General features: G+C 70.1%; 24 protein-coding genes. 8 read left to right on the top strand and 16 right to left on the bottom strand.

All coding sequences use genetic code 11. From position 1 onward, the window contains the following. Window positions 1-126 precede the first annotated feature (126 nt). Together AW272_RS27250 and AW272_RS27245 are read right to left on the bottom strand one after the other, a co-directional pair. On the bottom strand, window positions 127-1,422 hold the full coding sequence (locus tag AW272_RS27250) for an FG-GAP-like repeat-containing protein (protein WP_066370896.1): 1,296 nt from the start codon (window positions 1,420-1,422) through the stop codon (window positions 127-129). Between the two features lie 62 nt (window positions 1,423-1,484). Beyond that, window positions 1,485-2,312 (bottom strand): esterase/lipase family protein, encoded by an 828-nt coding sequence (locus AW272_RS27245; RefSeq protein WP_066370894.1) that lies wholly within the window; start codon window positions 2,310-2,312, stop codon window positions 1,485-1,487. 259 nt (window positions 2,313-2,571) lie between these two features. Here AW272_RS27245 and AW272_RS27240 point away from each other — a divergent pair, with 259 nt between their 5' ends. Continuing rightward, on the top strand, window positions 2,572-3,075 hold the full coding sequence (locus AW272_RS27240; protein WP_066370892.1) for a calcium-binding protein: 504 nt from the start codon (window positions 2,572-2,574) through the stop codon (window positions 3,073-3,075). Window positions 3,076-3,162: 87 nt separating this feature from the next. Here AW272_RS27240 and AW272_RS27235 read toward each other — a convergent pair whose 3' ends face one another. Beyond that, a complete protein-coding gene (locus AW272_RS27235) occupies window positions 3,163-4,035 on the bottom strand; it encodes an NAD(P)H-binding protein (RefSeq protein ID WP_066371143.1) in 873 nt (290 codons plus the stop codon). 112 nt (window positions 4,036-4,147) lie between these two features. On the opposite strand from AW272_RS27235, the gene AW272_RS27230 reads away from it, so the two are divergent. Continuing rightward, on the top strand, window positions 4,148-5,077 hold the full coding sequence (locus tag AW272_RS27230; protein WP_066370891.1) for an AraC family transcriptional regulator: 930 nt from the start codon (window positions 4,148-4,150) through the stop codon (window positions 5,075-5,077). 62 nt (window positions 5,078-5,139) lie between these two features. Here AW272_RS27230 and AW272_RS27225 read toward each other — a convergent pair whose 3' ends face one another. From AW272_RS27225 to AW272_RS27215, 3 genes are all read right to left on the bottom strand, one after another. Then, the gene (locus AW272_RS27225; protein WP_157518811.1) at window positions 5,140-8,364 is read right to left on the bottom strand and encodes a tetratricopeptide repeat protein; all 3,225 of its coding nucleotides are present in this window, start codon (window positions 8,362-8,364) and stop codon (window positions 5,140-5,142) included. Further along, a complete protein-coding gene (gene rox / locus AW272_RS27220) occupies window positions 8,336-9,805 on the bottom strand; it encodes a rifampin monooxygenase (RefSeq protein WP_066370886.1) in 1,470 nt (489 codons plus the stop codon). The genes AW272_RS27225 and rox overlap by 29 nt, the downstream gene beginning before the upstream one ends. Window positions 9,806-9,989: 184 nt before the next feature. Continuing rightward, complete coding sequence (locus AW272_RS27215) at window positions 9,990-10,367, bottom strand: winged helix-turn-helix transcriptional regulator (protein ID WP_066370883.1); 378 nt, start codon at window positions 10,365-10,367, stop codon at window positions 9,990-9,992. A 94-nt stretch (window positions 10,368-10,461) separates the two neighbouring features. Between AW272_RS27215 and AW272_RS27210 the strand changes: the two genes are divergently transcribed. Next, window positions 10,462-10,827: a DoxX family protein gene (locus tag AW272_RS27210; RefSeq protein WP_066370882.1), complete on the top strand. Its 366-nt coding sequence runs from the start codon at window positions 10,462-10,464 to the stop codon at window positions 10,825-10,827. On the opposite strand, the gene AW272_RS27205 is transcribed toward AW272_RS27210, so the two are convergent. From AW272_RS27205 to AW272_RS27195, 3 genes are read right to left on the bottom strand one after another with little or no spacing between them, the layout of a single operon-like run. Then, window positions 10,828-12,573 (bottom strand): acetyl/propionyl/methylcrotonyl-CoA carboxylase subunit alpha, encoded by a 1,746-nt coding sequence (locus AW272_RS27205; protein WP_066370879.1) that lies wholly within the window; start codon window positions 12,571-12,573, stop codon window positions 10,828-10,830. Further along, window positions 12,570-12,782: an acyl-CoA carboxylase epsilon subunit gene (locus AW272_RS27200; RefSeq protein WP_066370877.1), complete on the bottom strand. Its 213-nt coding sequence runs from the start codon at window positions 12,780-12,782 to the stop codon at window positions 12,570-12,572. Before AW272_RS27200 ends, AW272_RS27205 begins: the two co-directional genes overlap by 4 nt. Further along, window positions 12,779-14,344: an acyl-CoA carboxylase subunit beta gene (locus tag AW272_RS27195; protein WP_066370875.1), complete on the bottom strand. Its 1,566-nt coding sequence runs from the start codon at window positions 14,342-14,344 to the stop codon at window positions 12,779-12,781. The genes AW272_RS27200 and AW272_RS27195 overlap by 4 nt, the downstream gene beginning before the upstream one ends. A 95-nt stretch (window positions 14,345-14,439) precedes the next feature. Between AW272_RS27195 and AW272_RS27190 the strand changes: the two genes are divergently transcribed. After that, window positions 14,440-15,117 carry a TetR/AcrR family transcriptional regulator gene (locus tag AW272_RS27190; protein ID WP_066370872.1) on the top strand — a complete coding sequence of 226 codons (678 nt, stop codon included), beginning with the start codon at window positions 14,440-14,442 and terminating at the stop codon, window positions 15,115-15,117. Here the strand turns inward: AW272_RS27190 and AW272_RS27185 are convergent. Next, entirely contained in the window at window positions 15,104-16,033 is a 930-nt protein-coding gene (locus AW272_RS27185) for an NADP-dependent oxidoreductase (RefSeq protein WP_066371141.1), read from the bottom strand. The two genes, AW272_RS27190 and AW272_RS27185, sit on opposite strands and share 14 nt — an antisense overlap. A gap of 87 nt (window positions 16,034-16,120) precedes the next feature. Here AW272_RS27185 and AW272_RS27180 point away from each other — a divergent pair, with 87 nt between their 5' ends. Continuing rightward, entirely contained in the window at window positions 16,121-16,789 is a 669-nt protein-coding gene (locus AW272_RS27180; protein ID WP_066370870.1) for a TetR/AcrR family transcriptional regulator, read from the top strand. Here AW272_RS27180 and AW272_RS27175 read toward each other — a convergent pair. Then, entirely contained in the window at window positions 16,783-17,910 is a 1,128-nt protein-coding gene (locus tag AW272_RS27175) for a quinone oxidoreductase family protein (RefSeq protein WP_169807640.1), read from the bottom strand. The genes AW272_RS27180 and AW272_RS27175 overlap by 7 nt on opposite strands. Before the next feature lie 53 nt (window positions 17,911-17,963). Here AW272_RS27175 and AW272_RS27170 point away from each other — a divergent pair, with 53 nt between their 5' ends. Both AW272_RS27170 and AW272_RS27165 read left to right on the top strand, forming a co-directional pair. After that, entirely contained in the window at window positions 17,964-18,854 is an 891-nt protein-coding gene (locus tag AW272_RS27170) for an AraC family transcriptional regulator (RefSeq protein ID WP_066371140.1), read from the top strand. A 103-nt stretch (window positions 18,855-18,957) separates the two neighbouring features. Then, the gene (locus AW272_RS27165; protein ID WP_066370864.1) at window positions 18,958-19,986 is read left to right on the top strand and encodes an aldo/keto reductase; all 1,029 of its coding nucleotides are present in this window, start codon (window positions 18,958-18,960) and stop codon (window positions 19,984-19,986) included. Between the two features lie 68 nt (window positions 19,987-20,054). Here AW272_RS27165 and AW272_RS27160 read toward each other — a convergent pair whose 3' ends face one another. Beyond that, window positions 20,055-23,111, bottom strand: coding sequence for a DUF11 domain-containing protein (locus AW272_RS27160; protein WP_066370861.1), 3,057 nt, complete (start codon window positions 23,109-23,111; stop codon window positions 20,055-20,057). 137 nt (window positions 23,112-23,248) lie between these two features. On the opposite strand from AW272_RS27160, the gene AW272_RS27155 reads away from it, so the two are divergent. Further along, a complete protein-coding gene (locus AW272_RS27155; protein ID WP_066371138.1) occupies window positions 23,249-24,856 on the top strand; it encodes a peroxidase family protein in 1,608 nt (535 codons plus the stop codon). A gap of 42 nt (window positions 24,857-24,898) precedes the next feature. Here AW272_RS27155 and rpmF read toward each other — a convergent pair whose 3' ends face one another. Genes rpmF through rpmG form a run of 4 tightly spaced genes read right to left on the bottom strand, consistent with a single transcriptional unit; the run spans window position 24,899 to window position 25,756 of the window. Then, window positions 24,899-25,057, bottom strand: a complete 159-nt coding sequence (rpmF, locus tag AW272_RS27150) for a 50S ribosomal protein L32 (RefSeq protein ID WP_066370859.1) — start codon at window positions 25,055-25,057, stop codon at window positions 24,899-24,901. A 2-nt stretch (window positions 25,058-25,059) separates the two neighbouring features. Continuing rightward, window positions 25,060-25,359, bottom strand: coding sequence for a 30S ribosomal protein S14 (gene rpsN, locus AW272_RS27145; RefSeq protein ID WP_066370857.1), 300 nt, complete (start codon window positions 25,357-25,359; stop codon window positions 25,060-25,062). After that, a complete protein-coding gene (rpmB, locus tag AW272_RS27140) occupies window positions 25,359-25,595 on the bottom strand; it encodes a 50S ribosomal protein L28 (protein ID WP_066370855.1) in 237 nt (78 codons plus the stop codon). Before rpmB ends, rpsN begins: the two co-directional genes overlap by 1 nt. Continuing rightward, on the bottom strand, window positions 25,592-25,756 hold the full coding sequence (rpmG, locus tag AW272_RS27135; RefSeq protein WP_066370853.1) for a 50S ribosomal protein L33: 165 nt from the start codon (window positions 25,754-25,756) through the stop codon (window positions 25,592-25,594). The genes rpmB and rpmG overlap by 4 nt, the downstream gene beginning before the upstream one ends. Between the last annotated feature and the right edge of the window lie 33 nt (window positions 25,757-25,789).

Raw genomic sequence — 25,789 nt, 5'->3', positions numbered from 1 at the left:
CATCGGTCGAAAGGGCTGCCGTTCCGAGCCTCATCGCAGCGGCCGCCGAAGCGTGAGGAATGGGGCCCGCACCATGTGGCGCGGGCTCCTTGTGCGCCGGAAAGGGCTCCCAGCTGAACGGCCCCGTCAGCGGGCGATCAGGTTGCCCTTCAAGGAGTACGCGGCGGTCTTGGTGGCCTTGCGCCCGGTGAACCAGGTGACGCCGGTACGGTCCCCCGATGTGGTGGCCAGTTCGGGACGACCGTCGCCGTCGACGTCCAGGAGCGCGACGTTCATGCCGCCGCCCGGCACCCAGACCGGCGGCTGGGGTCCGGTGGCCGAGCCGTACAGGATGGCCACCTTCCCGGTGGAGCGGGAGCCGACGGCGAGGTCGGAGTAGCCGTCCTTGTCGATGTCGCCGGCCGCCATCTGCCCGGCGGAGTCCCCCGCGACCGCGCTCGTGCCCGTGACGCCGGGTACGGCGATGATCCGGTGGCCCTTCGCGTCGACACCGTTGGCATTGCCTCGCAGGAGCAGGACCTTGCCCGACCCGATGCCGACCAGGACGTCGGCGTAGCGGTCGTTCGTGAAGCGCCCGGTGCGCACCGACCATCCGAACGCCTGCCGGGTGCACCGCGCGACGTTGTCCTTGTTCGTCGGCCCGTCGGGCCCGCCGGAGCAGGCGTCGGCGTCGAAGACCCGTCCGTCGATCGCCCCGCTGGACACCAGGGAGTCGCCCTTCAGGCTGACGCCCTTCGCCGAGCCCCGGAAGACGTGGATCGCGGCCGCGATGTCGTGACCGGGCCGCCCCGACGGCGCGGTGACGACGAGGTCGGGGTAACCGTCACCGGTGACGTCGCCCGCCGCCAGGGCCGCGCCGAACAGGCGGTAGTGCTGGCTGAACCCGAGCACCCCCGGCACGTCCTCGCCCAGGAGCAGCGCCTTCTTGTCGGTGAGCCCCGAGCGGGAGCCGTACATGACGACGACCACGCCCGCGTTGACCTGGCCCCGATCGGTCTCCGGCGCCCCCACGGCGAGGTCGGTGTAGCCGTCGCGGTTGAAGTCGGCCGTGGTGAGGGCGTTGCCGAAGCCGTGCCCGGCGGCCAGCCAGCCGATGCCGCGCCCCCGGTTGCCCGGTTTGCGCGGGTCGAACTTCGGGGCGGTGGCGCTCGGGCGGAAGGTGCGGGCGGGGCCGAGCCCGGAGCGGGAGCCGTACCTGACCTGGATGCCGCCGTTGCCGCCGACGACGAGGTCGGACAGCCCGTCCTTGTCGAAGTCTCCGGTGGACAGCGCCACCGCTTTGCCGGGCAGCCGCTGCGCGCCGACCGTGACCCCCGCGACCCCGCCGACGACGAGGTCGGCCTTGCGGTCTCCGTTCACGTCACCGCGGACGGGCGAGGCGAGGGCGAGTGTCACCAGCATGATCGCTAATCCCGAAGCCATGACGGCGACACTAGCCCTCCTTCTCCCGATCAGGCGGTCATAGTTCGTACGAAAAACACCCGTTAAACCAGCGGGTTCGACGAGGCGTCGAGTTCGTTGAGCACGATCTGGTGCACCACCGGGTCGAGGTTGACCGCCACGTGACCGCTGAAGTCGAGCGGGGCGCGGTCCTGGAGCAGGATGTTGTTGACCGAGTCGCCGGTGAGGAAACTCGATGTGTACGGCGTGACCACCGTGTCGTACTTCGTGGCGATCACCGTGTACCGCACTCCGGGCACCGTGTCGCCCCCGTCGTTCAGCTGCTTCATGAAGTCGGAGTCGACCATCTGCTGCTGGCAGGCCTGGCATACCAGCGCGACCGCAGGACTGAACCCGAGCATCCTGACGAGGTTGACCAGTCCGAGGGAGCTGGTGCCGTGGTTGGACGGGGTGATGCCGATCAGCCGGTGGACCTTCTCCGCGCCGTTCAGGAACTTCAGGTAGTGGCGCGGCATCATTCCGCCCTGCGAATGACCGACGATGTCCACCTTCGACGCCCCGGTCGCCGTCAGCACCAGGTCGACGAAGTCGGACAGCTGCTGTGCCGACTGGGTGATGTCCCCCATGGCCTGGAGCAGTCCCGCGCCCCGTACGCGCCCGTAGTTGAGCGCGAAGACGCAGTGACCCGCCGCCTTCAGCTTCGGTGACAGCGTCACCCAGTTGCCGGCCATGTCCTCGAACGTGCCGTGGACCAGGACCACCGGACGCGGGCGGAGCGGTGACGGCTTACAGGTCCAGATGTTGGCCCCCAGAGGCGAGATGTCGGCGGCGGCGGGTACGGCGGTCAGACCGACACCGGCGGCCAGCGCCACGGCCAGCGCGGCGGCCTGCACCGCGACACGGCGGGACATCACACGGAGACGGGCACCCTGATTGATCCTCATCCCCCCATTGCGGCGCTCGACCGGGAGGAAGCCGGGCAGCACCCGCCGACCCGGAAGATCATTTGCAGTGATCATTACTTGGGGCGGCGCGTTCGACAGGTCGATGGAAGGTATTTGAGCCGTCCCGGGGCTCGTATTTCGCCACAGACCGGAGCGGGGCGAGGCGCTTTCCTTGGGTCATCGGCCCGACGGGGGCCGGGATCACCGAATCGAAGGACTGAATGACATGCGTCGTCACATCGCCGCCCTGGCCCTCGCCATCGCCGCTTCAGCCGGCCTGGCGTCCCTGTCGGCTCCCGCCCAGGCGGCCTCACCGATCACCGTGACCGTGAGCATCGGCGGCCTGTCGGTCACCGGCACGACCGGATCCGACCTGATCACCCTGGCCGAGGGCACCGGAGGCGCCATCAAGGTGACCGGGGCGGGCGTCACCTCCAGCGACACCGACTGCCAGCCGATCTCCGGTGGGGTCAGCTGCAAGAACGCCAGTACGATCATGGTCAACATGCGCCAGGGCGACGACATCGTCAACAACGACACCGTCAACCGGTTCACCGAGATCTTCGGCTCGGCCGGCCGCGACACTCTCTGGGGCGGCAGCGGCCGCGACATCCTCGCCGGCGGCACCGGCGACGACTTCCTGAACGGCCGTGGCGGCAACGACACGACCGACGGCGGCGCCAACAGCGACACCTGCACCGGCGAGACCGAGCAGAACTGCGAGTTCTGAGCGACCGGCCTCACGGGAGAGGGCCGGTGGCGGGCCGGGCGTCCCATGGGACGCCCGGCCTTTTCGCATCCACGGCTGCCGGGCGTCTCAGCTCGTGCCGATGGATTTCGCCAGGTGGCGGAGGGTCTCCGGCAGTTCGGTCCGGCCGGTCAGGTGGCGGTCGCCCCTGAGCTGGAGGATGCCGCGCTCCTCCGCGTCGTACAGGCCCACCAGTTCCTCCGCGAGCTGCGGCGGGAGACCGCCGTCCACCATCGCGGCGGCCCAGCCCGGCTTGGGGATGGTGATCACCTGGAGCGGCCGGCCGAGGATCGACGACAGTTCCTCGGCCACTTGGCGCTCGGTGTAGCTCGGGCCGTCCAGGTCGACGACCTCGGAGGCCTGAGCGGGGGCGACGAGGAGGTCGGCGACCGCACCGCCGATGTCCCGGGTCGCGATCATCGGCGTGGGCACGTCGGCCGACTCGGCGAAGACCGGATAGACGCCCGCGTCGAGCACGGCGCCGAGGAGCAGTTCGACCTTCTCCTGGAAGTGGCCGGAACGGACCGCGGTGACCTGGGCGCCCGTCGCGCGCAGCACGTTCTCCAGGTGGTGCAGCCAGCGGATGGGACCGGTGCCGTCGGCCAGTTCGCCGCCGACCGAGGACAGCACCACCACGTGGGGCACCCCGCTCTCCCGCACCGCGTCGGCGATCGTGTCGGCCGTCGCGCGGTGGGCGGCGTCCGGGTCGGCCGCGGCCACGTCGGTCGGCAGCATGACGAACGCCCCCGCGCAGCCGCGCAACGCCTCCGCCAGCGTCTCCCGATTGCCGAAGTCGGCCACGGCCACCCGCGCCCCCTCGGCCGTCCAGTCGGCGCCCTTGGCCGGGTCTCGGACCACCGCGCGCACCTGCTCCCCTCGGCGCAGCAGCTCACGCGCCGCCGCGCCGCCCACGTGACCGGTCACTCCCGTGATCGCGTACATCGGAACCTCCGTCAGGTCGTCTTTGTTTCGGTACGACCAGTACACGCGGATCAGCTGAGACGATCCATGTTCATCACGCTTGAATCCATGTCTGTACGTCTAACCTGAAGACATGGATCCGCTCGCCGACCTCCTCCAAGGCGTCCGCGCCCACAGCGCGGCCTTCTGCCAGGCGATCCTGCAGCCGCCGTGGGCACTGCGCATCGCCGACGGCGCCAGGCTCGCCCTGGCCTCCGCCCTGCGCGGGCACACCTGGATCGTGCCCGACCACGGGGAACCGGTGCTGCTGGGCACCGGTGACGTCGCCATCATCAAAGGCCCCGCCCCCTACACCGTCGCCGACGACCCGGCCACCGTGCCCGACATCGTCGTCAACCCCGGCAACCGGCTGACGACGCCCGAGGGCGTCGACATCACCGACCGGCTGCGCCTGGCACCGCGCACCAGCGGGCACTCCCCCGACGGGTCGACGACCCTGGCGAGCGGCACCTACCAGGTCGACGGCGAGGTCAGCGACCGGCTGCTCAACGCCCTGCCGGACATCGTGCTGGTACGCCGATCCGACGCACCGTCACCGATCATGGAACTGCTCGCGCAGGAGGTCAGCGGCGAGGGACCCGGCCAGCAGATCGTCCTGGACCGGCTCCTGGACCTGGCGCTGATCGCGACCCTGCGCACCTGGTTCGCCCGCCCCGAGGCGCGGGCGCCCGGCTGGTACCGGGCGCAGAGCGACCCGCTGATCGGCCCGGCGCTGCGACTGATCCACGACGCGCCGTCTCATCCGTGGACGGTCGCCTCGATGGCCGGGAAGGTGGGCGCCTCCCGGGCGACCTTCGCCCGCCGCTTCGCCGACCTCGTGGGCGAGCCGCCGCTGACATACCTGACCGGCTGGCGGATCGCCCTGGCCGCCGACCTGCTGCGCCACTCCGACATCACGATCGACTCGGTCGCCCGGCAGGTCGGCTACGCCAACGCGTTCGCGCTGAGCGTCGCCTTCAAACGGGTCCGCGGCGTGACCCCCAGCCACCACCGCGCCGCCTGACAACTCCACCGGCAACGGGCGTCGAATCTCATGCCGCGTACCGCACCGCCCGGCCTGGTGGTTCAAGGCGTGTCAGGTGACAGGACGCGCTGGACGTGCGCCAGGATTTCCAGTGACTCGGCAAGGGCGGCCTGGAACTCCGGTGGATGGTCACGGGCCAGCTCGCGGCGCAACCGGATCGCCTCGTCGAGGCTGGTGCACGCCCGCTGCCAGTGTCCCAGGCCCATGAGCCAGACGCCGAGAAGGTGCAGCGCTCTGGCCAGGTGGGGCTCATATACCGCCGGGTCCGCCTGGGCCAGGGACCGGTAGAGGCGTACCGCCTCCTCCGAGGCCGTCCGCGTCTCCTCCAACCGGCCGAAGGGCACCAGCCAGAGACCCAGATCGCTCAGCTGCCTGGCGAGCACGGATCGGTAGGCGTGCGGCTCCGCGTCGGCGAGACGCCGATAGATCTGTACTGTCTCCTGGGCTGCCGACAGGGCTCTCTCCATCTCGCCCAAGGCCCTCAGGCAGACGGCGAGATTGCCCAGCGGTCCAACGAACCCCGTGTCAGCCCCCAGCCTCCGCCCGATCTCCACGGCCTCTTCCAGTTCGGGGAGCGCGGCCTCCCATCGGCCCAAGGCGGTGAAGCGGTTGCCGAGCGAGTTGAGCGACGCGGCGAGTTGGGTCTGGAAAGCCGCCGGGTCGGCGGCGGCCAGCACCCGGTAGAGAGCGACCGCCTCCCGCGCCGCGAACAGCGCCTGGCGGTCCGCGCCCCCCTTGGAAAAGGTGGCCGACAAGCGAACGAGCGCTCCAGCGAGGCCGGGCCGTCCGTCGGCGGACCCGGCGAACTCACGGTGGATCAGGACAGCCTGGCGGGCGACGTCCGTCGCTTGATCGTGGTCACCCAGCAGGGACAGCTCGGCCGCAAGGCAGTCGAGCGACCCGGCCAGTTCCAGAGTGAAGTCCCGGCGCCGGGTCTGGGACAACCCGTGCCGGATCTCCACCGCTTCCCGAATAGCCGCCAGGGCCTGCTCGTGCCGGCCGACCTCCGACAGCAGGTTGCCGAAATTGTGCAGCGCTCTGGCGAGCTCGGGCCGGAAGGCCGCCGGGTTGGCTTCCACCAGAATCCGGTAGCAGGCTGTCGCTTCCCGCGCGGCGTCCACCCCTTCCCCGTGGCGCCTCAGCATGTGCAACGTGCCCCCGAGATTGCTCAGCGCCAAGGCGAGCTCGGGCTGGTAGAGCTGCGGCTGGGACTCCCGCAACTCGCGCCACAGGTGGATCGACTCCCGGGTGGCGGTCAAAGCCCGGTCGTGGTGGCCGAGCTCCGTCAACTGAACGGCGAGATTCTGCAGCGACTGGGCCAAGCCGACCTGATAGGCCCCCAGCTCGGTTCGGGGCAGCCCTCGGTAAAGGAGCACGGCCTGCTCGGTGACGACCAGCGCCTCATGATGCCGGGACGACTTCGACAGCCAGATACCGTGGTGATCAAGCGCCATGGCGAGGCCGGGCTGGAATGCCTCCGGCTGGTCGTCGGCCAGCGCCTGGTAGATCCGTTGGGACTCCCGGGTGGCGACCAGGGCTTGTTCGTACTGACCCAGCCTGCCCAGGCACGCCCCCAGGCCCATCTCCGACCTGGCCAGATCCGGGAGGAAGAGCGGAAAGACCGCCGCCAGTTCGCGGCGGAGCTCGACCGCCTGCCGTGCGGCGGCCAGCGCCTCGGTGTACCGGCCGGCGGCGGTCAGCCGATCGGCCAGCACGGCATACGACCGGGACAGGGACACCGGGCCGATCGCGGTCGCGATCTGGTTCTCCGCCACCCGGGTGGCCAGGGCGGCGATCCCGACGTCCAGATCGATCCGTCCGACGGGCAGCACGTCGTCGATCGCCTGCAATACGTCCGGGTCGAGCTCCGGCACGTCGGCCAGCGCGGCCAGTACGGCTCCACCGGCCTCGACCGCCAACTGCGGACGTTCTCGTAACAGTGGGGCCAGCTGCCGGTGCGCCAGGTGCGGCCAGCGGCGGGCCGCCTCGGTGAGCATGGTGAGGGCAGACCGGACCACGCCGGGCGGGGGCGGCTGCTGATCGTCGGTCAGCAGCCGGGCGGGCATCGTGGCCGCCCAGGCGTCGGGTTCGTAGCCGTCCGTACGGTGGCCGGGGGTGAGGACGGCGACGAAATCCTCGGCGAGCCGGTCGGGATACAGCGGCTCCAGCACGGTGCCCGCGTCGGCCGGCGGGTAGCAGTTGCGGTGATCCTCCAGCACGACGGCGGCCGGTTCGGCGGAGGACGTCACACCGGCTCGATCCAGGATCGAGGTGGCCGTCTGATATCCCAGCGGCCGGGTCAGAATCGCGGTGAACACCGTCCGCCCCATCGTCTCCGGCCGGGTGCGCGCGCGACCGCCGCCGTGCAGACGCTGCCAGTAGGCGTGTTCGCGATCCAGCAGATACGCCGACAACTCAGCCGGGTCCTCCGGTGCCCGTTCTCCTCTGGCGTGGGCGTCCACCGCGGCCAGCGCCGCCATGTGCACGGCCAGCACCAGCCCGAACGCCTCGTCGGCCAGGTCGGCCGGGCCGTGGACGCGCTCCGGGTCGCGCACGCCCAGGACTTCGGCGAACCGGTCCCGCGCCTGCTCGAACAGCGCCCGCCGCTCGGGCGGCGTGGCGGCCAGCGAGCCCAGCCGCATCTCGCCGACCTCGAATCCCAGGTTGGCGAACTCATGCCGGGTTCCCGCCCACCAAGGCGAAGACCTGGCCACCAGGAGCAGTCGCGCACCGGGATGCGGCGACAGATCGGCGGCCAGGCCCAGCAGATCCTCCAGAGGCCAGCGCTCGGCGTAGTCCACCACCGCGAGCACGCCCGCCGACCCCGCGTCCCAGGAGCCGGTCCGGCCCTGACGTGCCTCGCCGACGTGGCGGACCGCCGTCACCCCCCAGCCCGCCCGGCGGCTCTCCGCGGCGAAGCACTCCGCCAGCCGCGTCTTGCCCTGCCCGCCCGGACCGTGCACCAGCAGCGCCGCGAGCCCGGCGCCGTCGTCACGCCACCGCCGCAACCGGGCCCGTTCCGTGTCGCGGCCGGTGAAGTCCACCACGCCGTTCCGCGTCGCCAGCAACTGGCTCAGCGACAGCTCGTTCACCGGCCGGCGCGGCGGCGGCGACATCGGCTCCAGTCGATAGCGCGGTCCCGCGTCGGCCGTGACCTGGTGAATGACCACCCCGCCGTGAATCGTGTGCGCCTGCACGACCGAGCCGGCCACCGTGCCGTTCACTTCGTTGTGTACGTCACTCTCGTTCTCCTCCGGCTCCCGCATCCGCACACAATAGGTCCGCCTCGCCGAACCAGCGGGAGAGATGGTCGTTCAGGTCCTGCTGGTCGTCGCCGATCCAGGCGACGTGGCCGTCGGGGCGGAGCAGGACGCACGGAACGTCCAGTGCCGCAGTGGGATCCGCGACGTGATCGACGCGGTCTGACCAGCCGGCGACGGTCAGGCGTTCGGTGCGGTCCAGCAGCAGGCCACGGCCGTGATGCAGCAGGTCGTAGAGGTGGCCCTGTTTCACGTCGATGTCGGGCATGCGGCGGCCGAGCAGGTCGGGGCCCTCGCCGAAGTCGTAGCGGACGGCGGTCGCGGTGATCTTCTCGATCAGGTGGCGGTTGACCTCGTCGAAGTCCATCAGTTCGGTGAGCAGCCTGCGCACCGCCTGCGGGCCCGGTTCGGCGGACGACAGTTCCATCTGCGCGCGGGTGTTGTCCAGCACGTCAGCGGCGACCGGGTGACGTTCGGCCTGGTAGGTGTCCAGCAGGGTTTCCGGGGCCCAGCCCCGGATCTGCGCGGCCAGTTTCCAGCCGAGGTTGAACGCGTCCTGGACGCCCAGGTTGAGGCCCTGTCCGCCGAGGGGCGGATGGATGTGCGCCGCGTCGCCGGCCAGCAGCACCCGCCCGGCCCGATAGCGTTCGGCCAGCCGGGTGGCGTTCCCGAAGCGGGACAGCCAGCGCGGCGAGTGCACGCCGAAATCGGTTCCGGCGACGGCGCGCAGCTGTCGCTGGAAATCCTCCAGGGTGGGCGGTTCCGCGCGGTCGCTGACTCCCCCGGCCGGGACGACGACGCTGTAGAACCCTTCGCCGAAGGGCCTGAGCCAGAAGGGCCGGTGGGTCTCGCCGACCTCGGCCACCTTGGCGGCGATCTCCTCCGGCGGTACGCCTGTTTTCAGCTCGCCCATGAGCGTGTCGGACCGTGAGGGCTCGCCGGGGAAGCCGACGCCGAGCAGTTTGCGCACTGTGCTGCGCGCCCCGTCACAGCCGATGAGGTAGCGCGAACGCAGCCGTTCCCCGTCGGACAGTTCGACGGTCACGCCCTCGTCGTCCTGCTCGAAAGCGGCGACCGCGCGACCGCGCCGCACCTGCGCGCCCCGTTCGATCGCGTGTTCTTCGAGCAGGCGGACGATGACCGGCTGCGGGATGCCCAGCAGGTAGGCGTAGGCGGAGTCCAGGCCCTTGGGCGCGGGTTTGGGGATGGCGGCGAAGAAACCGGCGGCCGGACGCCGTCTGCCATGCGGGAGGATGCGGTCCAGGAGTCCGCGCATCGCCATCAGTTCGAGACTGCGGATGTGCAGACCGACGATGCGGACGTACGACGCGGGTTCGGTGTCCTTCTCCAGGACGAGTACCCGCACATCGTGCAGCCGTAGTTCGGCGGCCAGCATCGCGCCGGTCGGCCCGCAGCCGGCGATGATCACATCGATGTCGTCATGCATTGGTGTTGCCCTTCGGGAGTGCCTTCTTGGCGGGGCGCTCCCGGCGACACCTACGTCAGTCGCCCGCCCGTGACGGGAAGGGGGAGCACCCACATCGATACAGCGTTCATGGGGCTCACCTCCTCGGGCGATGTCACGGTCGAGTGCAAGCTACAAGCCCGCTCATCACCCCGTCCAACCCTTTTTAGTCGTCGCGGGAGTCGTAGGCCGTCTGGCTGCGTTCGATGCCGGGGTTGTGCTCGACCGCCCACTCGGCGAGGGTGATCGCCGGGACGATGAGGGTCTGACCCATCGGCGTGAGTTCATACTCCACCCGGGGCGGCACCTCGGCGTGGGCCGTGCGGGAGATCAGCCCGTCGCGTTCCAGGTGGCGCAGGCTCAGCGACAGCATGCGTTGCGATATGCCGGGGATGTGCTGCTGCAACTCGGTGAAGCGCATCCGGCCGCCGTGGAGGGTCGCGACGATCAGCAGGGTCCACTTGTTGCCGATGCGGTCGAGGATGGCGCGGATCGTTCTCCCGGAGTCGCCCCTGATCAGGCAGGTCTTCTCGTACTGCGACACGGCCGCTCCCGGTTACCGACGCACACTGATGTTCCTTTTGTACGGCATCCCGCGGTCCCCCATCATGGGCGGGCGCAACCATTGGAGGAACGCCATGACCGTCGCCTACTGGATCATCGCCGGACTGCTGGCCCTGTTCTACCTCTACGCGGGGGGCAAGAAGATCGTCCAGAGCAAGGAGCGGCTCCAGCCCATGATGGGCTGGGTCGACACCGTCCCGATGCCGATGGTCCGGGTGATCGGCGTCCTGGAGGTCCTCGGGGCTGCCGGGCTCGTCCTGCCGCCGGTCACCGGGATCCTGCCCGGCCTGGCGCTGACCGCCGCGGTCGCGTTCGCGGTGCTCCAGGTGCTGGCCACGGGGCTGCACCTGTCGCGGGGCGAGGTCAAGGAGACCGGTCTGAACATCACCCTGATCGTGCTCGCGGCGGCCGAGATCTGGCTCGCGACGATCTGGCTGTGATCACGCCGGGTCCTTGATCTCGCAGATGACCACGCCCGCGGCGACCGTCGCACCCACCTCGGCGGACAGGCTGACGACGGTCCCCGCCTTGTGCGCGGTGAGCGGCTGTTCCATCTTCATGGCCTCCAGGATGACGACGACGTCGCCGGACGCGACCTCGTCGCCATCGGCGACCATGACCTTGACGATCGTGCCCTGCATGGGGCTGACCAGGGAGTCTCCGCTCGCCGCGGCCTTCGTCCCGCCGCCGCGACGGCGGCCGGCCGGCGCCGGGGACCGCTTCGCCGGAGCAGTGCCGAAGCCGGCCGGGAGGGCGATCTCCAGGCGTTTGCCCGCCACCTCGACCGTGATCCGTTCGCGTTCCTCCTGCTCGGCCGCCGCGCCGGCCTCACCGTCGTAGGGCTGGAGGGTGTTGTGGAACTCCGTCTCGATCCAGCGGGTGTGGACGGTGAACGGCTCACTCGTGAACGCGGGATCCTCGACCACGGCCCGGTGGAACGGCAGCACGGTCGGCATGCCGTCGATCTCGAACTCGGCCAGGGCCCGGCGGGCGCGTTGCAGCGCCTGGGTCCGGGTGGCGCCGGTGACGACGAGCTTGGCCACCAGGGAGTCGAAGGAGCCCGGCACGGTCTCGCCCTGCTCGTAGCCCGAGTCCACGCGGACGCCCGGGCCGGAGGGTGCGCGCCAGCGGGTGATCGTGCCCGGGGCGGGGAGGAAACCGCGCCCGCCGTCTTCGGCGTTGACGCGGAACTCGATCGAGTGGCCGCGGGGTTCCGGGTCGTCGTAGGTGATCGCCTCGCCTGCGGCGATGCGGAACATCTCGCGGACCAGGTCGATGCCGGTGACCTCTTCGGTGACCGGGTGCTCCACCTGGAGCCGGGTGTTCACCTCGAGGAAGGAGACGGTGCCGTCCTGTCCGACGAGGAACTCGCACGTCCCCGCGCCGACATAACCGGCCTCGCGCAGGATCGCCTTGGAACTGTCGCGGAGCAGGGTCTCCTGCGCGGCGGTGAGGAACGGCGCGGGGGCCTCTTCCACCAGTTTCTGGTGGCGGCGCTGCAGGGAGCAGTCGCGGGTGGAGACCACGACGACGTTGCCGTGGGTGTCGGCCAGGCACTGGGTCTCGACGTGGCGGGGGCGGTCGAGGTAGCGCTCGACGAAGCACTCGCCCCGGCCGAACGCGGTCACGGCCTCGCGGACCGCCGATTCGTACAGGTCGGGGATCTCTTCCATGGTGCGGGCCACTTTGAGGCCGCGCCCGCCGCCGCCGTACGCGGCTTTGATCGCGATGGGCAGGCCGTGTTCGGCCGCGAAGGCCGACACCTCCGCCGCGCCGGAGACCGGATCAGGGGTGCCCGCCACCAAAGGGGCTCCCACGCGCTGGGCGATGTGCCGGGCCTGGACCTTGTCGCCGAGGGCGGTGATCGCGGCGGGCGGCGGGCCGATCCAGGTCAGCCCGGCGTCGATGACGGCCTGGGCGAAGGCGGCGTTCTCGGCCAGGAAGCCGTATCCGGGGTGGACGGCGTCCGCGCCCGATCGGCGGGCCACCTCGATCACCTTGTCGATCGAGAGGTAGGTGTCGCCCGGGGTGACGCCGCCCAGCGCGTAGGCCTCGTCGGCCATGCGCACGTGGAGCGCGTCGCGGTCCTGGTCGGCGTAGACCGCCACGCCGGGGATTCCGGCGTCCCGGCAGGCCCGGATGATCCTGACCGCGATCTCGCCGCGGTTGGCTACCAGCACCTTCACAGACGTCCTCCAAGGTTCCACGTCGACTGCCGCCAGGCGTGCCGCCCGGGGGCGGAAGAGCGGCGCAGCCCGTTCTGGCGGGCCAGTTCGCGCCAGGCGGCTGACGGCGGCGCGACCGGGCCGATGTCCCGCGCCGCGAGCAGGGCCGCCACGAGCGCGGCCAGTTCCTCGGGCGACGGGTCGCCCTTCGTCACGCGCAGCCCGTTCACAGGGGGATGTTCCCGTGCTTCTTGGGCGGCAGGGCTTCCCGTTTGCCGCGCAGCATGCGCAGGGCACGGACGATCGCGCGCCGGGTGTCGCGCGGCGGAATCACCGCGTCGACGTAACCGCGCTCGGCCGCCAGGTAGGGGGTGGCGAGCGTGTCCTCGTACTCGCGTACCAGTTCGGCGCGCAGCGCGTCGGAGTCGTCGGACGTGGCCAGCGCCCTGCGGTGCAGGATGTTGACCGCGCCCTGGGCGCCCATGACCGCGATCTGCGCGGTCGGCCAGGCCAGGTTGACGTCGGCGCCGAGGTGCTTGGAGCCCATGACGTCATAGGCGCCGCCGTAGGCCTTGCGCGTGATCACGGTGACCAACGGGACGGTGGCCTCGGCGTAGGCGTACAGAAGCTTGGCTCCTCGCCGGATGATGCCGTTCCACTCCTGGTCGGTGCCCGGCAGGAAGCCGGGCACGTCGACCAGCGTGAGCACGGGGATGTTGAACGCGTCGCAGGTGCGCACGAAGCGCGCGGCCTTCTCCGAGGCGTCGATGTCGAGTGTCCCGGCCATCCGCAGGGGCTGGTTGGCCACCACGCCGACCGACCGGCCCTCCACGCGGCCGAAGCCGACCATGATGTTGGGCGCGAACAGCGCCTGCACCTCGACGAACTCGCCGTCGTCGAGCAGGGCGGCGATGACGTCGTTCATGTCGTAGGGCTGGTTCGCGGAGTCGGGGATCAGCGTGTCGAGGGCGCGGTCGCCGTCGCTGATGTCGAGGTCGGCCGGGAACTCGAAGGGGGCCGCGTCGTCGAGGTTGTTCTGCGGCAGGTAGGACAGCAGGGCGCGGGCGTAGTCGAGGGCGTCGTCCTCGTCGTCGGCGAGATAGTGGGCGTTGCCGCTGCGGCTGTTGTGGACGCGGGCACCGCCGAGTTCCTCGAAGGTGACGTCTTCGCCGGTGACCGTCTTGATGACGTCGGGGCCGGTGACGAACATGTGGGACGACTCGTCCACCATGATCGTGAAGTCGGTGAGGGCCGGGGAGTAGACGTGGCCGCCGGCGCAGGCGCCCATGATCAGGGAGATCTGCGGGATGACGCCCGAGGCGCGCACGTTGCGGCGGAAGATCTCGCCGTACAGCCCCAGGGAGACGACGCCCTCCTGGATGCGCGCGCCGGCGCCCTCGTTGATGCCGACGATGGGCGCGCCGATCTTGACGGCCAGGTCCATGACCTTGCAGATCTTCTCGCCGTAGACCTCGCCCAGGCTGCCGCCGAACACGCTGAAGTCCTGGGAGAAGACGCAGACCGTCCGGCCGTCGACGGTGCCGTGCCCGCTGATCACGCCGTCGCCGGGGACGCGGTTCCGGTCCATGCCGAAGGACGTGCCGCGGTGCACGGCCAGGGCGTCGAGTTCGACGAAGGACCCGGGGTCGAGCAGCCGCTCGACCCGCTCGCGGGCGGTGAGCCGGCCCTTGGCGTGCTGTTTGGCGGCCGCCCGTTTCTCGCCCGCGCCGATCGCCTCGTCGAGGCGTTCTTCGAGGCCGGTCAGCCGGGCCGCGGTGCCACGCGCTTCCATGGATCACCACAATCGTGGACGGTGATACTGAGTTTCATACTGAAGGTACTCAGTATCAGGGCTGCGGACAACCCCGGCTCCGTCACAATGGCTTGATGGGCACTCCGTCAATCAGCCGCCGTCTCTCCGAGGCGGCGGTGGCGCTGTTCGACGAGAACGGCTATGAGGCGACGACCATCGACGACATCGCGGCCCGCGCCGGGGTGAGTCGCAGCACCTTCTTCCGCCACTTCCGGTCGAAGGACGACGCGGTCTTCCCCGACCACGACACCCTGCTCGCCACCGTCGACGCCCGGCTGCGCGCCTCCGCCGCCGACACCGCGATCGTCGCCGTGACCGACGCGGTCCGCATCGTGCTGGCGCACTACGTGGAAGACGCCGAGGTGTCGCTGCGCCGCTATCGCCTCGTGCGCCAGGTGCCGGCCCTGCGCGACCGGGAGATCACCAGCGTCGCCCGCTACCAGCGGCTCTTCCGCGAGTTCATCGGCAAGATGCTCGACGGCTCCCCCGACGCCGACCTGCGCGCCGAGCTCATGGCCTCCTCGGTCGTCGCCGCCCACAACCAGGTCCTGCGCGGCTGGCTGCGCGCCGGGGGGACCTACGACCCCTCAGACCTGCTCGACCACGCCATGCGCTATGTGATCGCGACCTTCCGCCAGCTCGAACAGCCCCACGAGCCCGGCAGCGAGCAGATCGTCGTGGCCACCTTCAGCCGGTCGGCCTCTCCCCAGGCGGTCATGGCGGCCGTCGAGAAACATCTCAGGAGCAGGTGACGGCGATCTTGCCGAGGGTTCCGGCGCCGAACGCGCCGAACGCATCCGGGGCCTTCTCCAGCGAGTAGGTGACGGTGACCGGAACGCGCAGCGCCCCCGACGCGACCTGGTCGCCCAGCACGGTCAGCGTCGCCGCGTTCGGGTCGGCCATGATCGAGTGGACGGTGAGGTCGCCCTCGACGGCGTCCGGAGTCAGGCCGAGCGTGGAGGCGATCCGCCCGCCCGGCCGGAGCAGCCCCGCGAGCCGGCGCCCGTCGCCCGCCAGGTGCAGAACGGCGTCCACCCCCTCGGGGACGAGCGCGAGGACCTGCTTGTCCAGCTCGACGGTGTAGTCGACCAGGTCGACGTCGGCGAGGCCCGTGACGAAATCGGCCTCCTCGCCCGGCCTGGCGGTGGCGATGACACGGGCGCCGCGGGCGGCGGCGAGCTGCACGGCCAGCGCGCCGACCCCGCCGGTGGCGCCCGAGATCAGCACCGTCTCGCCGTCGGCCAGGCCCACCGCGTCGAGGCTGTCGAGCGCCGCCGCGCCGGCCAGGCCGAGCGAGCCGGCGTCCTGAACGGCCAGGCCGTCGGGGATGGGGGCCACGCCGTATCCGGCGGACACGGTGACGTACTGGGCCAGCGATCCGGTGCCCAGGAAGGGCTTCATCACCACGCCGAAGACCGGCTGGCCGACGGTGAACCCGTCGACGCCCTCGCCGAGCGCCTCGACGGTCCCCGCGAAGTCCTTGCCGACCACCAGCGGGAACCGGTGTTCCATCATTCCTTGGACGTAACCCGCCGCCACGGCGGTGTCGAAGCCGTTGATCGAGGAGGCGGCCACCTTCACCAGCAGCTCACCGGCCTCCGGCTGGGGGGTGTCGACGTCGGTCACCGCAGGGGCGGCGGGGACGGAATCCAGGGTCACGGCACGCATGAGCTGCACCTCTCGAAGTGGAACGGGCTTCCCGTTTATCCTAACCACGGAAACGGGAAGGCTGTTCCACTTAGATAGGATGCGGCCATGAGTTCCTCGGGTGAGCCCCTCCGCGCCGACGCCGAACGCAACCGCGAACGCATCCTGACCACGGCCCGCCGCCTCTACGCCACTCACGGGCTCGACGTCTCGATGGCCTGCGTCGCCCGCGAGGCCGGCGTCGGCAAGGCCACGCTGTCCCGCCGCTTCGCCACCCGCGACGAACTCATCACCGCGGTGTTCGCCGACCGCATGGACGCCTACGCCGCCGCCGTCGCCGTCGCTCTCGCCGACCCCGACCCGTGGCGCGGTTTCACCGGCTACGTCCAGGCCGTCTGCTCGATGCAGGCCGCCGACCGCGGCTTCGCGGACGTGCTGACCATGGCCTTCCCCACCGCCAAGGCGCTGGAGGCCCGCCGCGACGAGGCCTACCACGGGTTCACCGAACTCATCGCCCGCGCCAAGGCCACCGGCCGTCTGCGCGCCGACTTCACCGCGGAAGACCTGGTCATCCTGCTGATGGCCAACGCGGGCGTGGTGGCCGCCACCCAGGACGCCGCCCCCGGCACCTGGCGCCGCCTGGTCGGCCAGATGCTCCGCGCCTACGCCGCCCCCGGCGCCGACCTGCCCCCGCTCGATCCGGGCCCCACCCCGACCGCGCTCTATCGCGCCATGATCCGGCTCGCCCGCTCCCGGGACGACGAAGCCCCTCAGTGAGCGGGCCCGCCCAGTTCGGGGTCCACGATCACCGCGATCTTGCCCAGCACCCCGCCGCCCGTCTTCAGCGACCCCAGCCCCTCGTTGATCGCTTCGACGGTGCTGTCGATGGTCCGGCTGACATGCGGGACCACAAGCCCGGCGTTCGCCCACTCCATCGCCAGGTCCATCCCGCGCTGGAGGAAGGCACGCGCCTCGCCGTCCAGCGTGGCGGGTTCGGAGTAGTACCGCAGCAGGTTGACGTTGACATACGTGGCCCCGCGCTCGGCCAGGATGGCAGCCACCGGGCTGGCCGTCTCGGCCACGCGCGTGGTCCTGCCGGGGCCGACGCCGAGCACGATCCACCTGCCGCCCCGCCGGACGGTCTTCGCGGTCGCGGCGAAGCTCTGCTCGCTGTAGGTGGCGTCGAAGACGAGGTCGACACCCCGGCCGTCCGTCAGCTCCGCGATCTCGGCGGCGATGTCGTCACGCCGGTAGTCGAAGACGTGATGGGCGCCGGACCGCCGGGCCAGCGCGATCGACTCCGGCCTGCCGCCACTGCTGATGACCGTCCCCGCCCCATAGGCACGTGCCGCCATCTGCACGGCCAGATGCCCGACACCGCCCCCACCGCCCGGGATGTAGACCGTATCACCGGCCTGGACGACCCCGTGAAGACCGGCGAAAGCGGACAGGAAGCACATGGGCAGCGCCGCCGCGTCGCGAAAACTCAGGGACGACGGCTTGCGCACGGTGAGGAACCGGCGCGCGAGGGCGTAGGAGCCGCGGCCCGTCGCGGCCCAGCCCCCGTCGCCGTTCAGATCGGCCATGGCGACCACCTCGTCACCCACGGTGACGCCGGTGGCGTCGGGGCCCACGTCGGCCACCACACCGGCGAGGTCGAACCCGAGGGCGACGGGAGGCGTCCGTCCCAGGAAGTTGAGCTCGGCCAGCTTGTACTCCAGCGGGTTGAGCGACGAGGCGGCGACGCGGATCAGAACCTGGTCCGCGACCGGCTCGGGCACGGGGACACGCACGGCCTTGAGCGGCAGCCCGGCCCGGTCCCTCGCGTAGCCGACGCCGGCGAAGGTCCCGTGAATCGGATGAGGTAGCTTCATGATCTGCTTCTGGCCGGACTTCATGATCATGAACCCTGCCGGACCGCTCGTCCTGTCGTGGTGATGCAATGGTGCTCATGTCCCTGGACGAGCTTCGCGACCTGCTGGAACGGCATGTGCGTCCTGATCTGACCACGGCCATCGACGGCGTCCGGATCTGCCGGATCGACCATGCCGCGTCGCCGGTGTCCGCGATGTCCGGCACGGTGCTCGCGATCATCGCCCAGGGCGGCAAGCGACTCGCACTGGGCGACCGGGTGTACGAGTACGGCGTCGGTCAATATCTCGTTGCCTCGGTCGATCTTCCGGTGACGGGGCAGACCGTCGACGCCGCCCCGGGCCGCCCCGAGCTCGGTTTCGGGATGGCCCTGGAACCCGCAGCCGTCGCCGAGCTGCTGCTGGAGGCCGGGCCGGGCGATCTGCCCAGGTCCGCCGGCGACATGCGGCCGGGGATCGCGGTCAGTGACGCCCCGGACGAGTTGATCGACGCCGTCGTGCGCCTGCTGCGCCTGCTCGACCAGCCTCGGGACCGCAGGACGCTGGCGCCGTTGATCAAGCGCGAGATCCTCTGGCGGTTGATGACCGGGGAGCAGGGTGAGGCCGTGCGCCGGCTCGGTCTCGCCGACGGCGGCCTGGGCCACATCACCCGGGCCGTGCGGTGGATCAGGGAGAACTACACCCGCCCGTTCCGCGTCGAGGAGGCCGCCCGGCTTTCGGGGATGAGCGTCTCCGCGTTCCACCGGAACTTCCACACGGTGACGGCGATGAGCCCGATCCAGTTCCAGAAGCACATCCGGCTGCAGGCGGCCAGACTGCTGCTGGCCAACAGCCCCCACGACGTCACCGGCGTCGGCCGTCGCGTCGGCTACGACAACCCGTCCCAGTTCAGCCGGGAGTATCGCCGCCTGTTCGGCGCCCCGCCGAGCATCGACGCGCGACGTATGCGCGGGGAAGCCGCTCTCCCCTGACCGAAGAGGATCGTGCAACCACGCGAGACGATCCTGGTAGCCCCCCGCATGCGGCCCTTGCTTTCCTGAAGTGCGGGAACGTGCCCGCATTCAAGGGAGAACCATGAAATACCGCACGCTGGGCCGCACGGGAATGAACGTCAGCCCGTACAGCCTGGGGGCCATGATGTTCGGGTCCATGGGCAACACCGATCACGACGAATCGATCCGGATCATCCACCGGGCGCTGGACGCGGGGATCAACGTCGTCGACACCGCCGACGTGTACTCCGGCGGCGAATCCGAGGTGATCGTCGGGAAGGCGCTCAAGGGGCGCCGTGACGACGTCGTGCTCGCGAGCAAATCGTACTACCCGATGGGTGCCGACCCGAACCAGCGGGGGAATTCGCGGCGCTGGATCATCACCGCGGTCGAGAACTCGCTGCGCCGCCTGCAGACCGACCACCTCGACCTCTACCAGGTCCACCGCCCCGACCCGACGGTCGACGTGGAGGAGACGCTGTCCGCCCTGTCCGACCTGATCCACAGCGGCAAGGTGCGCGCGATCGGCGCCTCGTCCTTCCCCGCCTCGGAGATCGTCGAGGCGCAGTGGGTCGCCGAACGGCGGGGGCTGGAGCGCTTCCGGACCGAGCAGCCGCCCTATTCGATCGTCAACCGGAGCATCGAACGCGAGGTGCTGCCGGTCTGCCGGCGTCATGGGATGGGCACGCTGGTGTGGAGCCCGCTGGGTCAGGGCCTGCTCACCGGCCGATACCGCAGGGGGCAGCAGGCCGACACCCACCGGTCCGGGGGCATGCCCCACCACTTCAGCGACGAGCGCAAGCTCGACGTCGTGGAACAGCTCGTCCCGCTCGCCGAGAAGGCGGGCCTGTCGATGACCCACCTCGCGATGGCGTTCGCGATCGCCCACCCGGGCGTGACCTCGGCGATCATCGGGCCGCGCACGATGCGGCAACTCGACGACCTGCTCGCCGGCGCCGACGTCACGCTGGACGACGAGATCCTCGACCGGATCGACGAGATCGCGCCGCCCGGCACCGACGCCGGGCCCAACGACGTGTCCTACACCCCGCCGGCCGTCTCGGACGTGGACCTGCGCCGCCGCCCGGTGCCCGAGCGCTCAGCAGCCTGACCTCCGGGCGCGGGAAGGGCTCCGGGAATCCCCCCGGAGCCCTTTTGATCTTAAGAGGATCAATGGATCTAGTAGCGCTCGCTCAGGCCCGTGTTGATCTCGTCCAGCAGAAGTGAGGTGTCCAGGTAGCGGATCGTGTTCTGCAGGTTGGCCGGGAGTTCGAGGGTGGCGAAGGAGTGGCGGACGGCGCCGCCCACCGTCGTCAGGTTGAGTTTGTGGGTCACCAGGGACTGGATGCGGGTCGAGGCGTTGATCCTCCGGTCGCTCAGGTTGAGCAGGGTGGTCAGGAGTTTGGTCTTCAGCGGCTTGGGCTGGAGGCCGATCGCGGTGAGCGTGCCCAGGGCCTCGTGGTCGGACAGCCTGCCGTCGCCGTTGGCGTCGTAGCGCTGGTCGGTCGCCTGGATGCGGGCCAGGAGTTCGGCGTCGCGGGCATTGTCGAACAGCGTCCAGATGAGGGTCGGGCGCGGGTCGCGGCTGGGGGCGGCTTCGGTGATGCCGGTGGCGGAGGTGGCGCTGGCGGGGTCGTACACGCAGCCCTTGGTGTTCTTGTACGCCGCGCTCGCGTTGCCGGTCAGGGTCGCGCCCGCGGTGAAGAGCAGGCTGGGGCGGGCGGTGTACTCGACGGTCTTGTTCTGGGCGGCAGTCAGGGAGCCGAGGGTCCAGGTCAGGGTGGTGGTGCCGTCGGGGTTACGGGTGACCGTCGTCGGCTTCGGACCGGCGCCTTGGTCGAGGGCCTGGCTGTAGTAGACCTCCTTGGGCAGCTTGTCGGTGACGACCGTTTCCAGCGCGGTTGCACTGCCGGTGTTGGACGTCTTCAGGGTGACTTTCAGCGCCTCCCCTGCCTTGACGGTGGCGGGGGCGGTCCTGGTCAGGGTGAGTCTGGGGGCGTGGACAGTGGTCGTGGCGGTTCCACTGTTGTTGGCCGTGTTGGCCTCGGCTCCCCCTGCGCTGTCCTTGGCGGTCACGGTCGCCCGGTTGGTGAGCACCGTCGCGTCGGCGGTGTCGCAGGGGACGGTGTAGGCGATGGTCTCCGTGGCGTTCTTGCCGTTGGCCAGGTAGGGGAGGTCGCGGATGATGGGGGCGCCGGTGGGCGGGGTGTCGGTGATCCTGATCTGGTGGGCGCCGCCGGTGCCGACGTTGTCGAGCTTCACCTGATACTTCAGTTCTTCGCCTGGTTCGGCGTCGGCCTTGTCCACGGTCTTGGCCAGCGCGACGTCGGGGTCGTACTGGTTGAAGAACCCGATCTCCTGCCGGACCACGGTGGCGAAGGCGAGTTCCCCGCCGGCTCCCGCACAGACCGAGGTGAGGTAGCCGCTGCACGCGCCCGTCTTGGCGTCCGCCGACGCGACGGCCCGGTAGCGCAGGGCGGTCCAGTCGTTGTGGTCGTCCAGGACGGTGTCCGCGTCGGCGTTGATGTTCACGTTGACCGTGCCGGCCTCGATCATCGCGGCGCCGGTGGCCGGGTTGACGGTGTCGTTCCAGTTGAGCGGGCCGTTGCCGCGGTCCGAGCGCAGCGGACGGAAGCCGCTCCCCGGATTGGCCAGGTTGTCGGTCCACCAGAAGGTGAAGTCGTTGCCGTCGCTGATGCCGGTGTTCTCGTTCAGCGCGGTCTCCACCAGCCGTGGGAGGCCGCCGGGCGAGTAGCTGAAGCGCACCGCGCCCTTCTTCCAGTCTCGCAACTCGTTGACCAGCAGCGGGGGCGGGCTGTTCGGGATGCCGGTCTGGAAGAAGTAGTTCATGACGCTCACGTAGTTGGGCTTCCACTGGACGTCCGTGTCGCCACCGTGCCGCAGGTTCAGGGCGTGGCCCAGCTCGTGAATGATCGTCCCGGCCTGGTCTTCCGCGGTGCCCACCTCGGCGTCGCCGGCTCCGGTGCCTGGGGTCAGCACCTGACGGTCGGTGGCGTCTGAGCTGGTCGTGTCGCACGTTCGGTCGTTGCCGACGTGGATCTGGTTGCCGATGACGACGTCGTCCCCGTTGCGGACGGTCTGCAGCATGCCGTCGCCGCCGTAGTCGACGCCGAAGTCGGCCACGCACATGGTCCGCCAGGAGCCGAGGGAGACGATGATGTCCTTGTTGTTGTCCCGGTTCGGCTCGCAGCACTGACCGGAGACGCCGGGATTGGTGCCGCCTCCGGTGAAGGTCAGGTCGTGGGCGAAGATCCCATAGTGGGCGTAGGGGGCCAGCGCGGCCGGGAAGTTGGCGGTGCGGAAGTTGCGGTAGCCGGCGCTGTCCAGGCCCAGGAAGTTCTGTTCGGCCACCCCGGTGCCGGCGACGTGGATGAACTCGATGCCGTCCTGGCGGGGGCCCGGGTAGGGGCAGGTGGCCACGGGCGGGACCGGGGCGTCCTCGTAGGCGTCGCGCACCAGGGTGATGGCGTCGCCCTTGGGCTGGTGGCTGTGGCGGGCGTCGCTCATCCAGTCGAGTTGCAGGATGAGGGTCTTGCGGCAGGGGTCGGAGCCGCTGACGATGACGGCTCCGGCGGCGTTCCTGATGCCGGAGAGTTCGATGATGTCGGGGATGCCGTCGCCGTCGGTGTCCGGCAGGGTCGTCTTGACGCTGATGCCGATCCGGGTGATGCGGCCGTCGTTGTTCCTCGGGAACCCGTGGTCGCCGTCGCCCTGGACGCAGTACTGGCCCTGCTCGACCCCGGAGGAGCTGACGCACGGGGCGGCGGCCGGGAGCTGGTCGCCGGAGAGGGTGCCCGACCGCACGTCGTAGACCAGGTTCAGTTCCACGTCCTGGTCGACGGGGCTGATGTCCATGCGGTCGTCGTTGCTGTTGAGCCCGCTGTCGTAGTCCCACAGCGTGACCGTGATCGGCACGGTCGGCACGTCGCCCGGCAGGTCGCCCTTGGTGAACGTCCATCCGTCGGGCGACTCCGGCAGGCCCAGCGGGCTGAACTCGTCGTCCTCGATCCTCGGCCCCTGCACCAGCGGTCCGTCGGCGATCCGGACGCGCGGGAAGTAGTCGCCGGTCCCGTCGGGGCTCTCGATCTCCTTGAGGTAGTCGATCGTGAAAGTCAGTGAGAATGCGGGCGCCGCCGCCCACGCGGGAAGCGCCGACAGTAGTGACAGCAGCAGTGCGGCGGCGGCCGTGACGGCCAGTGATCTTCGGGTGCGCATCGTCCCCTCCTGAGGTTCTGCTCTAGAAGGGGATGGTGAGCCCGGACGGTGGGGCCGCGCGTGAGTAGGCCCCTACTCTCCGTCTGTTTTCCCTGGTCAGAGGCGTGGCGGTGGGCCGGTCCGGGTACGAGAGCACGATGTTCTTCACTGTGCCGCAGTCGATCGCCCGGGAACTGCCCCGGTTTCTGAACATCGTCGGACGGGTCCCGCTGGTCCGCAGAGTGGTGAGCACCGTCGTGATCGATACCCTGGCGCGCTCGACCTCGCCGCGGCCGCGCGCTCTGTCGATGGCCGACGACTACACCACCTGGAAGAGCCTGACCGACCGGACGTTCAGCGGACGCCACCTGCCCCCGAACCTGTCGTCACCGGGAGACCTGCCGAGCGAGGAGAGCGTCAACGACCTGTTCCGGCGCCGCAAGGACGTGCGGGGACAGGACCTGGCGATCGAGTCCACCGACACCAGCGTCATGTTCATGTTCTTCGCGCAGTGGTTCACCGACAGCTTCCTGCGGACCAGCAGGGACGACTTCCGCAGGAACACCTCCACCCAGGAGATCGACCTCTGCCAGATCTACGGCCTCACCGAGGAGAAGACGCACCTGCTGCGCGCCCACCGGGACGGACGGCTGAAAAGCCAGCTGATCGACGGCGAGGAGTACCCCGAATTCCTCTTCAGGCCGCGCTCCTCAGGGGAGCCGCCGGTGTTCAAGCCGGAGTTCGAAGGGCTCCACGACTCGGAGTTCATCGTCAGCAGGCTCCTGGAGGACGCACCCGAGAAGCAGAAGGACACGTTCTTCGCCGTCGGGCTGGAGCACGGCAACTCCACCATCGGCAACACCATCATGAACGTCGTCTTCCTGCGCGAGCACAACCGGATCGCGGGCCTGCTCAAGCAGGCGCATCCGGAATGGGCCGAGCGGCCGGAGGGGGCCGACGCCCGCCTGTTCGAGACCACCCGCAACATCATGATCGTCCTGCTGCTCAAGCTGGTGGTCGAGGAGTACATCAGGCACATCAGCCCGTACGACTTCCCGCTGGAGACCGTCCCGTTCATCGCCGACGGGAAGCGCTGGAACCGCTCCAACTGGATCTCGATCGAGTTCAACCTGCTCTACCGGTGGCATTCGCTCGTGCCCAGCACCATCGGCTCCGGCCCGGACCGGCTGGATTCGACCGACTTCCGCAACAACAACCCGCTCGTGCTGGCGCGCGGGATCGAGTCACTGGTCTCCCAGTGCTCCGGAGAACGCGCAGGCCGGATTGGCCTCATGAACACGCCCGGCTTCCTGGTCGACCGCGATCCCGCCCACCCCGAGCGTCCCTCGGTGCAGGAACGGACGATCGCCCTGTCGCGCAAGGCGCGACTCGCCTCGTACAACGACTATCGCGAGAACTTCGGCCTCGGGCGGCTCAAGGACTTCGGCCGGCTGACGCAGGACGCCGAACTGCGGGAACGTCTGGAGAAGCTCTACGACGACATCGACAAGCTCGAGTGGTACGTGGGCATCTTCGCCGAGGACTACTCCCGCGACGAGATGATGGGCCGGCTGATGACGACCATGGTCGCCTACGACGCCTTCACCCAGGCCCTGACCAATCCCCTTCTCGCCCGCGACGTCTACAACGAGGCCACCTTCACCCGCACCGGCCTGGACGTCATCGAGAAGACGCAGTCCCTGCAGCAGATCGTCGCCCGCAACTCCACCTCCCCCGAGTCCGTGCACTGCGCCTTCCGCTGCTGATGGGCCGGTCCCGGCGGACCGGCCCATCCCGTCAGGACCGTCTCAGAGAAGGCCGCGCCGGTAGGCGGCGATCAACCGGCGCGGCACCAGCAGCCGACGTCCCTCGACCACGATGGGCACCAGGTCGGGGGCGACGGCCTTCCACTGGGCGCGGCGGTGCCGGGTGTTGCTGCGGGAGGTCTTCCTTTTCGGTACGGCCACCGCTACCAGCTCGCCTTCGTGACGCCCGGGAGTTCGCCCCGGTGGGCCATCTCGCGGAACCGGATCCGGGAGAGGCCGAACTTGGTCAGGTGGCCGCGCGGGCGTCCGTCGACCGAGTCGCGGTTGCGGACCCGGGTGGCGCTGGCGTCACGGGGCTGGCGGGCCAGCTCTCGTATGGCCGACACCTGCTCGTCGGCGGAGCCGGTGCGGATGAGCTCCTTCAGTTCGGCCCGGCGGGCGGCGTACCGGGCGACGACGGCCCGGCGGCGTTCGTTGGCGGCGATCTTGCTCTTCTTGGCCATCAGACCTTCTCTCCTCTGGCGCGGACGCGCGCCACGGCCGCCTCGACCCCGATCTTGTCCACGGTCTTGATCGCGCGGGTGCTGAGGGTGAGCCGGACGTGCCGGTTCTCGCTGGGAAGCCAGTAGCGGCGGTGCTGGACGTTGGGGTTCCACCGGCGGCGGGTGCGCCGGTGGGAGTGGGAGACGTTGTTGCCGAAGACCGGTTGCACGCCCGTGAGCTGGCAGTGGGCGCTCATCGGTCCTCCCGGAACTCGACGTGCCTGCGGGCGATGGGGTCGTACTTGCTGAGGGTGAGCCTGTCGGGGTCGTTGCGGCGGTTCTTCCTGGTCACGTAGGTGTAGCCGGTTCCCGCCGTGGAGCGGAGTTTGATCACTGGACGCAGTTCGTTTCTGGCCAAGGCCGAGTCCTTTCCTGAAGACCGATGGTGCGA

The sequence above is a fragment of the Herbidospora mongoliensis genome, from assembly GCF_001570545.1.
Classification (GTDB): Bacteria; Actinomycetota; Actinomycetes; order Streptosporangiales; family Streptosporangiaceae; genus Herbidospora; species Herbidospora mongoliensis.
This window is presented reverse-complemented; position numbering and strand designations above follow the sequence as displayed.

Bases quoted from the DNA above. Each gene is read 5' to 3' on its own strand.
- AW272_RS27250 (WP_066370896.1), bottom strand. From the start codon at position 1,422: ATGGCTTCGGGATTAGCGATCATGCTGGTGACACTCGCCCTCGCCTCG.
- AW272_RS27245 (WP_066370894.1), bottom strand. From the start codon at position 2,312: ATGTCCCGCCGTGTCGCGGTGCAGGCCGCCGCGCTGGCCGTGGCGCTG.
- AW272_RS27240 (WP_066370892.1), top strand. From the start codon at position 2,572: ATGCGTCGTCACATCGCCGCCCTGGCCCTCGCCATCGCCGCTTCAGCC.
- AW272_RS27235 (WP_066371143.1), bottom strand. From the start codon at position 4,035: ATGTACGCGATCACGGGAGTGACCGGTCACGTGGGCGGCGCGGCGGCG.
- AW272_RS27230 (WP_066370891.1), top strand. From the start codon at position 4,148: ATGGATCCGCTCGCCGACCTCCTCCAAGGCGTCCGCGCCCACAGCGCG.
- AW272_RS27225 (WP_157518811.1), bottom strand. From the start codon at position 8,364: ATGCGGGAGCCGGAGGAGAACGAGAGTGACGTACACAACGAAGTGAAC.
- rox (WP_066370886.1), bottom strand. From the start codon at position 9,805: ATGCATGACGACATCGATGTGATCATCGCCGGCTGCGGGCCGACCGGC.
- AW272_RS27210 (WP_066370882.1), top strand. From the start codon at position 10,462: ATGACCGTCGCCTACTGGATCATCGCCGGACTGCTGGCCCTGTTCTAC.
- AW272_RS27195 (WP_066370875.1), bottom strand. From the start codon at position 14,344: ATGGAAGCGCGTGGCACCGCGGCCCGGCTGACCGGCCTCGAAGAACGC.
- AW272_RS27190 (WP_066370872.1), top strand. From the start codon at position 14,440: ATGGGCACTCCGTCAATCAGCCGCCGTCTCTCCGAGGCGGCGGTGGCG.
- AW272_RS27185 (WP_066371141.1), bottom strand. From the start codon at position 16,033: ATGCGTGCCGTGACCCTGGATTCCGTCCCCGCCGCCCCTGCGGTGACC.
- AW272_RS27180 (WP_066370870.1), top strand. From the start codon at position 16,121: ATGAGTTCCTCGGGTGAGCCCCTCCGCGCCGACGCCGAACGCAACCGC.
- AW272_RS27175 (WP_169807640.1), bottom strand. From the start codon at position 17,910: ATGAAGTCCGGCCAGAAGCAGATCATGAAGCTACCTCATCCGATTCAC.
- AW272_RS27170 (WP_066371140.1), top strand. From the start codon at position 17,964: ATGTCCCTGGACGAGCTTCGCGACCTGCTGGAACGGCATGTGCGTCCT.
- AW272_RS27165 (WP_066370864.1), top strand. From the start codon at position 18,958: ATGAAATACCGCACGCTGGGCCGCACGGGAATGAACGTCAGCCCGTAC.
- AW272_RS27160 (WP_066370861.1), bottom strand. From the start codon at position 23,111: ATGCGCACCCGAAGATCACTGGCCGTCACGGCCGCCGCCGCACTGCTG.
- AW272_RS27155 (WP_066371138.1), top strand. From the start codon at position 23,249: ATGTTCTTCACTGTGCCGCAGTCGATCGCCCGGGAACTGCCCCGGTTT.
- rpsN (WP_066370857.1), bottom strand. From the start codon at position 25,359: ATGGCCAAGAAGAGCAAGATCGCCGCCAACGAACGCCGCCGGGCCGTC.
- rpmB (WP_066370855.1), bottom strand. From the start codon at position 25,595: ATGAGCGCCCACTGCCAGCTCACGGGCGTGCAACCGGTCTTCGGCAAC.